The sequence below is a fragment of the Dehalogenimonas etheniformans genome (genome assembly GCF_014672715.2).
Taxonomy (GTDB): Bacteria; Chloroflexota; Dehalococcoidia; order Dehalococcoidales; family Dehalococcoidaceae; genus Dehalogenimonas; species Dehalogenimonas etheniformans.
The window spans coordinates 1,834,381-1,848,394 of sequence record NZ_CP058566.2 but is presented as its reverse complement, the minus strand read 5'-3'; the positions used below and the strand labels follow the sequence as shown (position 1 = coordinate 1,848,394).

Here is a 14,014-nt window from a genome sequence, read left to right as displayed (position 1 = left end):
GGCTAATTATATTTATAGCAGCGCTTATCGTTTTTATCTGGTTTACTGAACCCAAACCGGAACAACTGACTGTAAGATCCGGGGATGCGCCGAATGCCAATCATGAGGGCGAAACCCCCGCCGGCGGGATCAGCCGCTTGCTAGATAGCTAAATTCCAAGGAAGTCGATCGTGCGTATACTAATTGCTGACGATGATTTCCAGGTGAGGGGAGCTTTACGGCTCCTCATCGAGCAGCAATTCGACGATGTGGCGGTTGAAGAAATATCCGCCGCGGGACAACTGTTGGAACTGCATCAGTGCGCTTCCTCGGATTTGATCTTGCTGGATTGGGAACTCCCGGGCGAAGATCGTTTCAGCCTGCTGCAGGATTTAAAGACCCGGTGTCCTGGTGCTGCCGTGGTCGTCCTCAGCGCCCTTCCGGAATCAAGAAAAGAAGCGCTGGTCTGCGGTGCCAGGGCATTCATCAGTAAGAATGATCCACCAGAAGTATTTATCCAGTTGTTGAGGGATATCGCGGCCGGGTGACCTTCAAGATTCTCCGGTAATCCGTTCAGAATTTCAGTCAAAGATCCTTCGAATTCAGACATTATCCTTTTGATTTGCCAACTCAAGGGTTTTTTAGCATAATTGCCAAAGCAATGAGCTATTACCTGGGGCTGGATGTAGGTTCGGTCAACGTTAAACTTTGTCTCATCGACGGCAAAGGGAACGTTGTCAAGCGCGATCTCGAGAAGATCGTGTTTGATGCGCGCCTGGCCGTCAACACCTTGCTGGAACGTTTGGAGCAGATAGGATCTGTCGCCGGGGCGGGTGTTGCCGGATCAGGTAAGGACATTATCCCCGGAGAATGGGGTTGGGGGGCGTATTCCAGCCCTCTGGCGGTCGCCTCGGGAGTATTGCACGGCTATCCTGATGCCCGGACGATAATCGAGATCGGCGGACAGACATCCCTGGTCATCAGCTTGGAAGACGGGTTGAGAAAACCCTGGAAGGTTGTATCCAATCCCCTTTGCGCCGCGGGCACCGGTCGCTTCCTTGAACAGCAGGCATACCGGCTGGGCATTACCATGGATGATTTCACCACCATAGCGCTATCACAACGGGGGCCTGCGCCCCGCGTCGCCGCGCGGTGCAGCGTTTTCGCCAAGAGCGATATTATCCACCTGCAGCAAAAAGGAGTTCCCCTTTCAGCCATCCTGTACGCGCTGTGCGAGAGCATCGCCCGGATGATCGTTTCATTAAAGAAGGGCTCCTTCGAGGAACCGGTTTATCTCGTCGGCGGTGTCGCCGCTAATGGCGCCGTAGAGCGGGCTCTGAACGGTTTGCTTGCCGGCAGGAACGGTCGCGAAGTTAAGGCGATCGTGCCGGATGACGCCGTTTACGCCGAAGCTTTCGGTGCCGCCCTGTTGTCGATAGGAAAACACTCCAGGGTCAGTTCTTTGCCGGTTGCCGAAAACCGCCGAAGTTATTTCCAAACTCCGGCTCTTGAACACCAGGCGATACTCGTACCCCCTGCCCTGCCTCCGGTCACGGAGCGCCGCAGCGGTTACTTGGGAATCGATGTCGGTTCCACCAGCACCAAGGCGGTCATCCTGGACAGTGTGACCGGCAAGATAATCGCCAAGACCTATCTGATGACGGCCGGCCGTCCGATCGATGCCGTCAAACAGGTGATGGTCGAACTGCTGAAAAAGGGAGCCGGCAACATTGATATCGCCGGAGCCGGCGTAACCGGTTCCGGACGTTACCTGGTGGGAGGTTTCGTCGGCGCCGATTTGATCAAGAATGAGATCACCGCTCAGACTAGGGCGGCCGCTGTCATCGACAAAGACGCGGATATAATCGAGATCGGCGGTCAGGACTCCAAACTGGTGCTGAAGCGAAATGGTGTAGTTATCGATTGCCAGATGAATAAAGCCTGCGCCGCCGGTACGGGGAGCTTTATAGACGAACTGGCTGACCAATTGGGGGTTAAGGTCACCAACGGCGATTTCGCCCGCCTGGCGTTTACCGCACCCTATATGATCGATCTGGGAACAAGATGCGCGGCCTTCATGAGCCAGTCGATCACTTCGGCCCAGCAGGACGGGGTGTCTCTTCCCGTAATCACGGCGTCGCTGGCGAATGCCATAGCCAAGAACTATCTATCGAAGGTCGTTGCCCACCGCAAGCTGGGCAACAACATCATCTTGACGGGCGCCGTTTTTTACAACGAAGCAGTGGTGTCCGCATTCCGGCAGCAGCTTCCGGAGCATACTCTTTCGGTGGCGGAACACCGGGAAGTCAGTGGTGCCATGGGCGCGGCTCTTCTCGCCCGAGACCAGAACGGGCTTATTCCGAGGTCTTCGATCTTCAAAGGATTCCGGGTCTTGTCCGAAAGTAACTGCAATCTGACGACGTTCCCCTGTTATCACTGTGACAACAATTGCACCATCACCCAAATGAAGTTGCCGGGTGGTGTTCTTTCTTTTTACGGCAGCCGCTGCGACCGCTACGACGCACGGACCGAAAAGGCCAAAGTCCGGACGGCTTTTGATGATAGAGAACAACTCTTGCTTAAAGGTTTTAACGAAGGCGCCGGCAACGGGCCCCGGGTCGGCATTCCACGGGCGCTCCTGGCCCATGACCTGGCGCCGCTTCTGATAGGATTCCTCAATGCCCTCGATGCCAGGGTAGTGGTTTCCTCCCGGACGACAGCCAAGATTATCGAACACTCCGTGGAACTGGCCTATACCGACAGCTGTTTTCCGGTGAAGCTCCTCCACGGGCACGTCGCGTCCCTCAAAGACCGGGTTGATTTCATCCTGTGTCCCGCCGCCATCAGGCTGGGTCCTAAGGAAGGGGATGAAAATCAGAAGTATGCCTGCCCGCTGGTGCAGGCTTCGCCTTTCATCGTCAGGGAGGTTCTCGGGCTGGGGGCTCGTCTTTTATCGCCGGTCCTTGATTTCAGCCTCGGTGACGATGAGGTTGCCGCCAACCTCGCCGCCGCCGCCCGCGAACTCGGCGCTGATCCGTCGGTGGCCAGACGGGCGGCTCTGGCGGGCATCCATTCCCAGAGGCTGTTTGAATCGGAGAGAGCGGCGGCCGGCAGGGAAGCCCTCGCGAAATTGAAATCCGGCGGTAAAACCGGGGTTGTCATCATCTCCCGGTCCTATATGGCGGGGGACCCAGGGGCTAACTTGGGAATAGCTGATGCCCTGGCTCAACTCGGCGTCGAGCCCATCCCCATGGACTATTTGCCCCTCGATTCGGTCGATATCAGTAAATACTCCGACCGGCCGTACTGGTCGTATGAGAGCAAATTCATCGCCGCTTCGGTCATTATCTTTCAGGAGCCTGGTCTCTACGGCCTGATGATCACCAATTTTGGCTGCGGCCCGAACTCATTTATCCTGCCGATGCTGGAAGATATCATGGGCGGCAAACCCCTGGGACAGTTGGAGATCGACGAACATGCAGCCGAAGCCGGCGTCATCACCAGGCTTGAGGCTTTCGTCGATACTATTAACGGGTATTCGCGGACGCCGCAGCAGCATGAAATGGTGCCAATTGAGTTTCGAAGACAGACTTTGCCAATAATGGTCAATCACAAGACGTTCGTCATACCGCTGATGGCGCCATTCATCAAGGTCCTGGCGGGGGTGGTCGAATCCAGCGGCCCGAAAGTGGAGGTATTGCCGGAAACCGATGCCCGCAGTCTCCAGTTGTCCAACCGCGTCACCGCCGGAACCGAATGTTTGCCTTATCGGGCTACCCTGGGAGACTTCCTGAGGTTCTGCCAGGATAACCGGGGAGTCGTGACCTCGTCCGAGTTTATCATGGCCAGCGCCTACGGTCCCTGCCGTTTGGGGAAATATGCCCTGGAACAAGGTGTCGCGCTGAAACAAGCCGGTTACGACATCGAGATCAGATCGACCACTTCCAACAAGGCTTACGAGGATATGAATCTCGGTCCCGATTTCCCTCGGCGCGCTGCGGATGCCATTTTCGCCTCGGATGCCCTGGAAAAACTGTTGTGGCGTGCCAGACCGTATGAAAAACAGGCCGGACTGGCCGACGCGCTGTTCGAGTCGTATTTATCGAAATTCCGGGAAAGCGCCCGTCGCAGGGAGAATCTGAACGGGTTGCTGTCCGGTGCGGCGCGTGATTTTAATAACATTATGGATCCAACCCTGCCCCGCCGCCCCCTGGTCGGAATCAATGGAGAGATCTATCTTCGGGCTAACCGCTTTGCCAACAACGACCTGGTCCTCTGCTGCGAGGCCGCCGGGCTTGAAGTTACTGTTTCGCCCACTGCCGAATGGTTGAGGTACATTTTCCACCGCGCCCACGAGGATAACCTAAGGTTCCGGCGGTACGGCAAGCTCCTTAAAAGCTACCTCAGGCGCCACGTTTTGGACAACGACTACCGGAAGAGCATCGGCCTGATCGAACATATCGTGGGCGGTTTGAAGGAGGGTCCGATCGAGGAAGTTCTGAATAAATCGGGACGTCACCTGTCGCCTCGGTGCGGCAGCGAAGCGGTGCTTTCGATAGGGTCGGGGCTGGAGTGGCTGGAGAGCCGGGATTTTGCCGGCGTGATCTCGGTCATGCCCCACGGCTGCATGCCGGGGGGTATCGTAGCCGCCATGTCGGAAAAGCTGGCTTTGACTCTGCACAAACCGTGGATCACCCTGACCTACGATGGCATCATGGAGAGCAATAACCGCACCCGCATCCAGAACTTCGCCGAGATCATCAAGTACTCAGCTTCTTCGATTTCGTCCCATGTAGGGGCGGATTTTTAACCCGCCCTGCCCCTTTCGACTCTTCTCGTTATCCCGGCGAACGCCTTTAGATTCTCAATTTGAGTTTGCCGCACGCCGCACTATAATCAATTTCGATGCAGACCAAGATCAAGGTGCTCGGTTTCGCCGGCAGCCTTCGCCAAGGTTCGTTCAACAGAATGCTCCTGAAGACGGCTGTTGAACTGGCGCCTCCCGGCATCGATCTTCAGGTATTCGATCTTGCCCCGATCCCCCCTTTCAACCAGGACCAGGAACACAGCCTGCCCGGTGTAGTCCGGGAATTCAAGTCGCTCATCGATGCCGCTGACGCGATACTGTTCGTTACTCCTGAAGCCAACTACTCCGTTCCCGGAGTCATGAAAAATGCCATCGACTGGGCATCGCGCCCTCACGGCGATAATTCCTTCAAAGATAAGCCGGCGGCGATCATGAGCGCCTCGACAAGTTCGCTTGGCGGAGCCAGGGCGCAGTATCATCTCAGGCAGATGATGGTGTTCCTGGAGATGCATCCGGTAAACAAGCCGGAAGTAATGGTGCCCCTGGCCGCGCAGGCTTTCGATTCGGATGGCAATTTGATCGATCAAAAAGCCCGTGATCTCGTCAAACAACTGCTAAATGCCCTCTACGACTGGACGCTCAGGCTAAAATGCAATCCGATTCAATAGGGATAAGCCGGACTGGAAGTCATCCTCAGCTTTCACCTCTTTTGCCCATGAAATCAAAAAATATTTTGGCAGTTGTATGGATTAATCGTGAATATGTTGATTTCTTTTTTGATATCAAATAAAAGGGTTGTAAAATTATGATGTCGTGGTTTCGGTTAAGATTGGGAATTGGACATCTTATCCAACTAGCGTAAGTCGCCTTTGACAGTATTAATACCGCGGTGTTACAATCCGCCAAGTTTGAAAAGTTGTTTTCGGCCGGAGCGAAATAAACCCGCCGAAGAACTAAAATTGAATATGCTGAGGAACTAAACAAGCGGCGATATTAGACAGGAGAGTTGAATGATGAAAAGACACGGCGTCCCCAGCCTCATCCTCGCCCTGGTAGTGTTGTTAATACCCATTCTGAGCGCCTGTACTTCCAATAATCCAACGACTGAGACCACCTCGCCGCCGCCCACCACCACCCCGGTTTCGACCGCCTTACTGCCCACCGTCGCCGGCGTTGATGCCGACCTTCTCTACGTCAGCAAGTGCTCCGTTTGCCATGGCATAAACCTGCAGGGCGGAGCGGCCGGCCCGGACATCACCGACACCAGCAATTTCAGCGCCGCTTTCTTAAGCACTTTCCTCGGCGTTCATCCGGCGCCCGGAATGACCCAGCCGCTGCGGGACATCCTCGCTGATTACCTTAAGATCAAGTCCAAGCCGGCTACGTCCACCAGCCCCGCCTTCAGCACCGATCCGATAGTCTTGTACTCCAGCAATTGCGCCTTGTGCCACGGTTCCAGTCGCACCGGCGGTTTGGGCGGTCCGAATATCACCGCGGTTCAACTGACCAATTTTAATACCGAAGCTCAATTAAGCACCTTCATCTCGGCTCACTTTACCGGATCCAACCTGAGCAAGGACCGCCAGGATATCCTGGCTCATTACCTGAAGACGGTGCCCTAGTACGGACAGGTCCTGAACGTAAAAATAGCGCGGAGCGACAGCCCGCTGAAGGAGCAAAAATGGATCTTTCAATCCTGACCAAACAGGAACTTAACCGCCGGGATTTCGTCAAGATCGCCGGGATGACCGTAACCTATTTCGGCCTGAGCCAAGCCTTGACCCCCACGATCGTGAACGCCCTTGAAGAACAAGCCGCCAAGCCGGCGGTCATCTGGCTTAACGGCCAGAGCTGCACCGGTTGCGTGGAATCGTTCGTCAACAACCTGGAGCCGACCGCCGTTGACCTGCTCCTCGACACCATCTCGCTGCGGTACAACGAGACCGTGATGGCCGGTTCGGGTTACCAGGCAGAAGACGCCCTGGCCCAGACCATCGCCAAGGGCGGATACGTTCTGGTCGTCGACGGCGCCATCCCGCTGGCGGAGAACGGCAAGTATTGCACCATCGGCGGTCAGACCTTTGTCGACCAGTTCAAAGCCGCCGCCAAGAACGCCGCGGTGATTGTCGCCGCCGGAGTCTGCTCGTCGTTTGGCGGCATCCCCCGCTTCGGGCCCACCGGGGGCGTCGGTATTCTCTACAACGGCACCACACCTCACAACACCTTCGCCGATATCAAGACCCCGGTCATCAACCTTCCGACCTGCCCCGTTCACAATGAGCGCCTGGTAGCAACTCTGGTTTACTATTTAACTTTTGGCAAGGCTCCCGACCTTGATTCCTTCCATCGGCCGTTGGCCTTCTATGGTAAGCTGCAGCATGACAACTGTGCTCGCCGTGGCCAGTTTGAAGCCCGACGCTTTGTCACCAATTTCAACGACCCGAAGCAGCAGGGCTACTGCCTGATTCTCAAGGGTTGTAAGGGCCCTATCGCCTTCCAGGACTGCTGGGAGCGCTTGTGGAACAACCGCGCCAGCTATTGCATTCAGAGTAGCTTCCCTTGCGTCGCTTGCTCGCAGCCCGAATTCTTCGAAAAAGGTAACATGCTCCTGGCCCATGATTTCAACTTCGGTGTGTGACATTCAATCAAGCTAAAGGGAATCTGGAAATAGGTTAAGAAAGAGGATAGATGAAATGACCCGAGTTGTCGTCGATCCGATGACGCGAATTGAAGGTCACCTCCGGATTGAAGTAGAGGTCAACAACGGAGTTGTTACCGATGCTTGGTCTGCCGGGACCATGGCCCGCGGCTTTGAGATACTGCTCCAAGGCCGGGATCCCTGGGACGCTCCCTACGTCACCAGCCGCGTTTGCGGCGTCTGCGAAGGTGTTCACGCCATCGCCTCCGCTCAGGCCATGGAGAACGCCTTTGGCATCGAACTCACCGAAGCCGGCCGGCTGCTCAGGAACCTCTTTTGCGCCGGATATTATGTCCACGACCACTATGTCCATTTTTACAATCTGTCCGCCCTGGACTACCTTGATATCCTGGCTGTCGCCAACTACAAGGGATCCGATGCCGGGCTTCTGGCGATAAGGGACAAGATCGTCGGCTTGGTCACCCGGGGCGATGCCTCCCCATTTGTACCCCGCTACACTCCGGACGCCTTCTCTCTGAATGATCCGGACACCGTTACTACCCTTGTTTCCCATTACATCAAGTCCCTGGAAATGAAAGCCAAATCGCAGAAAATGCTGGCTTACATCACCGGCATCCAGCCCCATCCCAATACCATCACCGTGGGCGGGTGCGTCGCTACTCCTTCGCGCGAACAGCTGCTGGCTTTCCGTGAACTGTGGATGGAGCAGAAAGCATTCGTTGACAACTATTACCTGCCGGATGTCCTGGCTGTCGGAACCGGTCCTCTCTTCCCGTTGGCTAAGATAGCCCTCGGCGCTACCGCCGGCAATTACCTTGCTTATCCGATGCTGCCTCAGAATCCCTCGGCAACTCCTTCGGATACCTCGTTTGGCGGTTCCAATCCGATGTTCAAGGGCGGCGTCATCACTTCTACCGGCGCTCCCGGCAGCATAACCGATGTGGCCGGCTTGACCGTGGGAGCGGTTGACTACAGTAAGATCACCGAATCGGTGACCAATTCCTGGTACAATTACCCCTCCGGGACCACGGCGCTCCATCCGTCCGCCGGCGTCACCGAATTCAACGTCAACAAGGCGGGCGCCTACTCCTTCTTCAAGTCTCCCCGCTACAACTCGCAGACCATGGAAGTCGGTCCCCTGGCGCGCGGTTTGGTCAATAAGTTCCCGGTACTGATTGATTTCTTCAAGGCAGGCGGTCGCGAGGGCGTCGTCGCCCGTCATCTGTGCCGTGCCTTGATTACCAAGCAGATTGTGGACGCCGGTATCGCCTGGATTGATCAGTTGATTTCTCTCAGGACAGCGGGTCCGATTGTCGGCATGAACGAGAAGGCAGTGCCCAAGACCGCCCAGGGTTTCGGCGTCTGGGACGCCCCCCGCGGCGCCCTCGGTCATTGGGTATCGGTGGATAATTGGAAGATCAAGAATTATCAGATGGTCGTTCCGTCCACTTGGAATGCCGGACCCCGAGATGAAAAAGGGGTTCGCGGTCCGTACGAGCAAGCCCTTATCGGTGCGCCGGTGCCGGACATCGACAATCCGATCAACATCGTCCGCATCATTCGCTCCTTCGATCCTTGTATCGCCTGCGGTGTCCATATCATCGATCCGAGTACAAACGACATTAAGGTGGTCAATCTCTAAAAGATTTCTCTGAAGCGCTGGTAAAAGGAGAGCCCGAAAGGGCTCTCCTTTTAAGTTTATAGATTCTCAAGTCGCGATTTCCGAAGTTTATCTAAATGCGTTGGGGACGTAAAAACGGAAAATGTTGGTCGCGATCTGTCTGTTTTTCGTAATCAGCAGGAAATTCTCTTGGCTGATATTTAAGGATCCGAAAGCGTAAAAGTGTCGCCGTCTTTGATCGTACCGTAGACATACCCCTTGTAAAACCAACCCTGTCTCTGGGCTGATGTCCCATGTGTGAAACTATCAGGTATTGTATACCCTTGGGTATTTTGTTGAATCCTATCGTCGCCTACAGCGGCAGCAGCATTAAGGGCTTCGTCTACATCGCCCGGTTCTAAAAGGTTCATCCTGTTGGCATAATGAGCCCAGACTCCGGCAAAATAATCAGCCTGCAATTCAAAACGAATTGAGTATTTATTGTATTCCTTCTCCGACAATTTTCCTCGCAAGGCATCCATTTGTTGGGTAATGCCTAGAAGTGTCTGGACGTGATGCCCAACCTCATGAGCAATGACGTAAGCAATAGCAAAATCCCCGGGAGCTTGAAATTTTAATTTCAATTCATTGAAAAAGCTTAGGTCTATGTATACCTTCTTGTCACCCGGGCAATAAAAAGGTCCTGTCGATGCACCTGATACACCACAGGCAGACTGAACGCTCCCGGTATATAACACTAAGAAGGGGTAACTATAAACCTGGTTTTGTTCCCTGAACAGAGTAGTCCAGGTGTCCTCCGTCTCAGCAAGAACAACCGATACAAATTCTGAGAGTTCTTTTTCTGCAGGTGTTTCTGTGTATGGGGCATTTTCCTGTTGCCCTGTGAAGATATCAAGTACCCCTGTCAGATCCCCACCATTAAGTAAAGCCGCTAAAACCAGAATTACGAGCGCCCCGATGCCACCTCCAACAATTCCTCGCGGAGCACCCCTACGGTCTTCGATATTCTGACTCTTTCTTCGGTCCTTTGTTTTCATGGCGAACCTATAGTGGCTCTATATCCTCTTCACGATATCTAAATGTCAGCTTCGTACGACTTAATCTGTTTATTCTTCTAATAGAAATGTAATCTTCATGTGAACCCGATATTCCGAGATATCACCGTTTTCATTCACTAATACTTCCTGATTAGCGATCCAGGCTGATTTAATATTCTTAAGAGTTTTTTCGGCGCGGGCGACGCCCTGTCTAATTGCATCGTCAAAGCTAATTGGAGAGGCTGATTTTACCTCGGTGATTCTTGAAATTGACATTCTTAACCTCTTAATTTATTTTCCTGATCAAACCTTCAACAAGGGATCTTTTTGGATCAAAATAATAATGGATAATACATTTTAAGCTCGACCGGCATCTGATTTCCTAAATAGCGGTAGACCTCGGCATGTCCTTCAACATCATTGGTTAGTCCGTATTGATTTTTTGAATATAGGAGTCTGATGAGTGGATCGGTGTGTTTAAGAAGTGAATAGGCGCTTGAAAATGCTACCTTTTGAGCCGGTGGGAGTAAGGCGTAGCTGTTATGTGCCTGCTCATGCGCGATGACGCCGGGATTTAACCACTGGGGCTTCACTGCTAGATGCCGTTTACCGTCTGCATCCCAGGCACCAGCTGGTGTATTCTGGCTCATTCCTGATGTCGTGAGAAAAGCGGGATAGGTTTCATATACCTGAATATCAATCGCCGTTTTCCAGTATTCCCAATGTTGAGCCGGTACATCCCAATCTGCCAGCCATTTGTTTATTATTTCAGCCAGATTGGTGTTTGCGAGTGTTGCAGAAGGGTTCATTGCTTCTTCGGGGTGGGTGATGATTAAGTTTCCCGACCTCATCGCTTGAGGAATCCTGGTTGGTGTTTGCCGAGTTGGCGTAGGCTGGGGTTTTATCGACCGCTGTGTCAAGATCCTCAGGAATCGATCAAAGACCATCTATTTCCTCACTAACGACACAAATGCCCACGGGATTGGAGTTGCCACGCTCTGATAGCCGATTATTTCAAACCCTTTCTGTATCGCTCCAGGAGATGTTTTCTTGTGCCCGACCATGTTGTGTATGACCGCAGTGCTTGCAATGGCGGTGATAGATCGGTGGCATGGTTTGGGAAACCATGTTTGATCTGATATAGCAATGCCCCCCTATTGTGATGCATTGTTCCTCACTTAAGGGGAATTTTGTTGGCACCCGGAAAGTTCTATCCATTTATGCTTGTTAAATCCTTTCAACTCCCAAGTTGTATCTATTTCAAGGCTTTTTCCAGAAGACCTTTTACTCCATCGCCGCCCTTGCTCTGGACGAAAGCCAGAATAATTGGAATAAACTTACTTATCATACTGCTATTTAAACCTAGTTTTGAGAACCCCCCTGCAAGCTCTAAGACACCGCCTTTGTTTCCGCTAAAAGCAGAAAATATCTTGCCGAAAACGCCCGAATTACTAGTAGACGAAGGTGCCGCTTTTATTAGACTGTCCACACCGGGTACGCTCGCCGAGACTTTCGAAAAATCCGATGCCGTCAGACGTTCCTTAGCTTGTTTGAAAAGTAAACCCACCCCACCTTTAGCCTGAGACTCACTTACTCCGAGTTTGGTTGTCAACTGATCCAAGAGTTCCATTTTATCCTCTCATGAAGCCTCTTGACCTGAGGACAAGCGCCCGATCAGATTTTTTCAACCGAACGCTTGTCTTTCTCAATTCGGTTTCGTTTATTTATTTGTTTATAGTTGGATGTCACCCAGCTTATTCAGTGCGACGCCCGCCCTTAAGGTTGTCGGTAAGGGTTTTAAAAGCGTCCCATTTACCATCCCGGGCAAGCTTTGCCTGCTCCGGCCATGTTCCCGGATCGGCAATAGCGAAGCGAGTCCCACCCGTGTTGAGGATGGTTTGCAGACGTTGCACGCTTGTCGTAGCTAGTTGGGCAAAGGTATGGATGCCGTTCTGGTTCAGGAGCTCGCCGATCTTCAATCCAATCCCTTCGATGATCGTCAGGTCATCGGGCTTGAAAGCTGCTAATTCTTTGTGTAGGCGTTCGATTTCGACGTTTTGTTGTGCTGTCTTGGTTTGACAAGTATCGAGATCAGCCTTTATCCCTTTCATGCTCCCGACCTGTGCCCTCAGCGACTCCATTTCGACATTGGCGCCATCGAGGCGCATTTTCAGATCCTTCGCCGTGCTCAATTGTGCCCTTAGAGAATCCAATTCGACATTGGCGCCATCTAAGCGTGCCTGAAGGTCTTTCATCCCGGCCAATTGCGATTGCAGCCCGGATATCTGGCCATTGGCGCCATCGAGGCGCATTTCCAGGTCCTTCGCCGTGCTCAATTGTGCCCTTAGAGAATCCAATTCGACATTGGCGCCATCTAAGCGTGCCTGAAGGTCTTTCATCCCGGCCAATTGCGATTGCAGCCCGGATATCTGGCCATTGGCACCATCGAGGCGCATTTTCAGGTCCTTCGCCGTGCTCAATTGTGCCCTTAGAGAATCCAATTCGACATTGGCGCCATCTAAGCGCGCCTGAAGGTCTTTCATCCCGGCCAATTGCGCCTGTAGTTCTGATATCTGGCCGTTGGCGCCGTCCAGGCGAGCACTTAAGGCTTTCATGTTCCCAAGTTGCGTTTTCAGTGCCTCGGTCTCGCTGTTCGCAGCTTCCAGGCGGGCTTGTAAACCCTGATTTCCTGATACTTGGGTTTTCAGTGAAAAATTCTCTTTGTTAGCCAGTTCAAGTTTTTCCTGGATGGCAGCTTTAGAACTTTTGCGGTTTGGGTCCAAGATGTAGTTGATTAACAGATAAAGAAGAAAACCAAGGAATAGGGCGCCGATCAGGAAAGCTAGCCAGTTCATTCCAAATCTCCTTATGCGACTATTCAGTGAATAAACGTCCTATTGATTTGGACAAAAACAAACCCTTCGCACACAAATTGCGCTTAACCGATTGACTTATCGAGAGGAAATTCTTTACTTTGTTTTCTGCCCTGGTTTAAACGTGGCCACACAGGCGTTGCTACAGAATTGGTAATCTTTGTCTCCGATTGTTTTCTTTACTATGCCGCCTGGTTTCATCAATTTACCGCAGGCGTCGCAAGTCACATCCACCTTATTCATTACTTTGCCAGCGGCTTGTTTGCCCTGTGCAGCCATTTCCTTCCCTTTGTCGGCGATTTTTTTAAGATCCATGTCTCCTCCTTTTGTATTCTAGAGCACCATTCAACACAATCATACTCTTTATAAAGTGAAAAACACCGTCCTAAAGGACTAATCATGGTTGTACTTTAGGGCAGAATTCATACATAGTTTATTCATGAATTTAAAGACGGTGCTCCTGACCAGCAATTATCTCTTGCTATGTCGTGATTTCAGGAGTAAGGTTATACAAAATACATAAGACGGGAAAAAAGGAGGGTAAATGCTCAAAGAATTCAAGACGTTCATCATGCGTGGCAATGTCGTCGACCTGGCAGTCGGCATTGTCATCGGCGCAGCCTTCGGCGCCGTCATCAACTCCTTCGTCACGGACATTTTGATGCCGCCGATTGGTATGCTCCTCGGTGGAGTCGACTTCACCAATATGTATGCCATCCTCAAGGAAGGCGCTACCTCCGGGCCGTATGATTCACTGGCCGCCGCCCAGGCTGCGGGCGCCGTCACCATGAATTTCGGTCTATTTATCAACGTCCTTATCAGCTTTATAATCGTCGCCGCGGCTATCTTCTTCGTGGTGGTCAAGCCGCTCAACATGATAGCCGCCAAAGAGGCCGCCAAGAAGGCTGCCGCCGCTACTCCCGCTGCCGCGACCACCAAGGACTGCCCTTACTGTGCTACGACTATTTCGGTCAAGGCTAAAAGATGTCCCAATTGCACCTCGGAACTACGCTAGAATACCTAGCTAGGAAATAACGA

13 protein-coding genes are annotated in these 14,014 nt (G+C 52.7%); 7 read left to right on the top strand and 6 right to left on the bottom strand.

Features of this window, described 5'->3' with window-relative positions; translation table 11 throughout:
* Positions 1-170: 170 nt before the first annotated feature.
* The 6 genes from HX448_RS09240 to HX448_RS09215 all read left to right on the top strand — a co-directional run bounded on the left by HX448_RS09240 (position 171) and on the right by HX448_RS09215 (position 9,087).
* Entirely contained in the window at positions 171-527 is a 357-nt protein-coding gene (locus HX448_RS09240) for a response regulator (RefSeq protein ID WP_162485954.1), read from the top strand.
* A 113-nt stretch (positions 528-640) separates the two neighbouring features.
* Entirely contained in the window at positions 641-4,789 is a 4,149-nt protein-coding gene (locus HX448_RS09235; protein WP_102331088.1) for an acyl-CoA dehydratase activase, read from the top strand.
* Between the two features lie 95 nt (positions 4,790-4,884).
* Complete coding sequence (locus HX448_RS09230) at positions 4,885-5,454, top strand: NADPH-dependent FMN reductase (protein ID WP_102331089.1); 570 nt, start codon at positions 4,885-4,887, stop codon at positions 5,452-5,454.
* A 342-nt stretch (positions 5,455-5,796) separates the two neighbouring features.
* The gene (locus tag HX448_RS09225) at positions 5,797-6,408 is read left to right on the top strand and encodes a cytochrome-c oxidase, cbb3-type subunit III (protein ID WP_102331090.1); all 612 of its coding nucleotides are present in this window, start codon (positions 5,797-5,799) and stop codon (positions 6,406-6,408) included.
* Positions 6,409-6,467: 59 nt separating this feature from the next.
* Positions 6,468-7,424 carry a hydrogenase small subunit gene (locus HX448_RS09220; RefSeq protein WP_102331091.1) on the top strand — a complete coding sequence of 319 codons (957 nt, stop codon included), beginning with the start codon at positions 6,468-6,470 and terminating at the stop codon, positions 7,422-7,424.
* A gap of 55 nt (positions 7,425-7,479) precedes the next feature.
* Positions 7,480-9,087, top strand: coding sequence for a nickel-dependent hydrogenase large subunit (locus tag HX448_RS09215; RefSeq protein WP_102331092.1), 1,608 nt, complete (start codon positions 7,480-7,482; stop codon positions 9,085-9,087).
* Between the two features lie 179 nt (positions 9,088-9,266).
* Here the strand turns inward: HX448_RS09215 and ypfJ are convergent, their stop codons facing one another.
* The 6 genes from ypfJ to HX448_RS09185 all read right to left on the bottom strand — a co-directional run bounded on the left by ypfJ (position 9,267) and on the right by HX448_RS09185 (position 13,291).
* Positions 9,267-10,103: a KPN_02809 family neutral zinc metallopeptidase gene (ypfJ, locus tag HX448_RS09210; protein WP_102331093.1), complete on the bottom strand. Its 837-nt coding sequence runs from the start codon at positions 10,101-10,103 to the stop codon at positions 9,267-9,269.
* A 69-nt stretch (positions 10,104-10,172) separates the two neighbouring features.
* Positions 10,173-10,379: a dodecin family protein gene (locus HX448_RS09205; RefSeq protein WP_102331094.1), complete on the bottom strand. Its 207-nt coding sequence runs from the start codon at positions 10,377-10,379 to the stop codon at positions 10,173-10,175.
* A gap of 56 nt (positions 10,380-10,435) precedes the next feature.
* Positions 10,436-10,954: a hypothetical protein gene (locus HX448_RS09200; protein WP_162485955.1), complete on the bottom strand. Its 519-nt coding sequence runs from the start codon at positions 10,952-10,954 to the stop codon at positions 10,436-10,438.
* Between the two features lie 404 nt (positions 10,955-11,358).
* On the bottom strand, positions 11,359-11,733 hold the full coding sequence (locus tag HX448_RS09195) for a DUF2780 domain-containing protein (protein WP_102331096.1): 375 nt from the start codon (positions 11,731-11,733) through the stop codon (positions 11,359-11,361).
* A 124-nt stretch (positions 11,734-11,857) separates the two neighbouring features.
* Positions 11,858-12,958 (bottom strand): hypothetical protein, encoded by a 1,101-nt coding sequence (locus HX448_RS09190; protein WP_190259873.1) that lies wholly within the window; start codon positions 12,956-12,958, stop codon positions 11,858-11,860.
* A 114-nt stretch (positions 12,959-13,072) separates the two neighbouring features.
* Entirely contained in the window at positions 13,073-13,291 is a 219-nt protein-coding gene (locus HX448_RS09185) for a TRASH domain-containing protein (RefSeq protein ID WP_190259872.1), read from the bottom strand.
* Between the two features lie 229 nt (positions 13,292-13,520).
* Between HX448_RS09185 and mscL the strand changes: the two genes are divergently transcribed.
* The gene (mscL, locus tag HX448_RS09180; RefSeq protein ID WP_190259871.1) at positions 13,521-13,991 is read left to right on the top strand and encodes a large conductance mechanosensitive channel protein MscL; all 471 of its coding nucleotides are present in this window, start codon (positions 13,521-13,523) and stop codon (positions 13,989-13,991) included.
* Positions 13,992-14,014 lie beyond the last annotated feature (23 nt).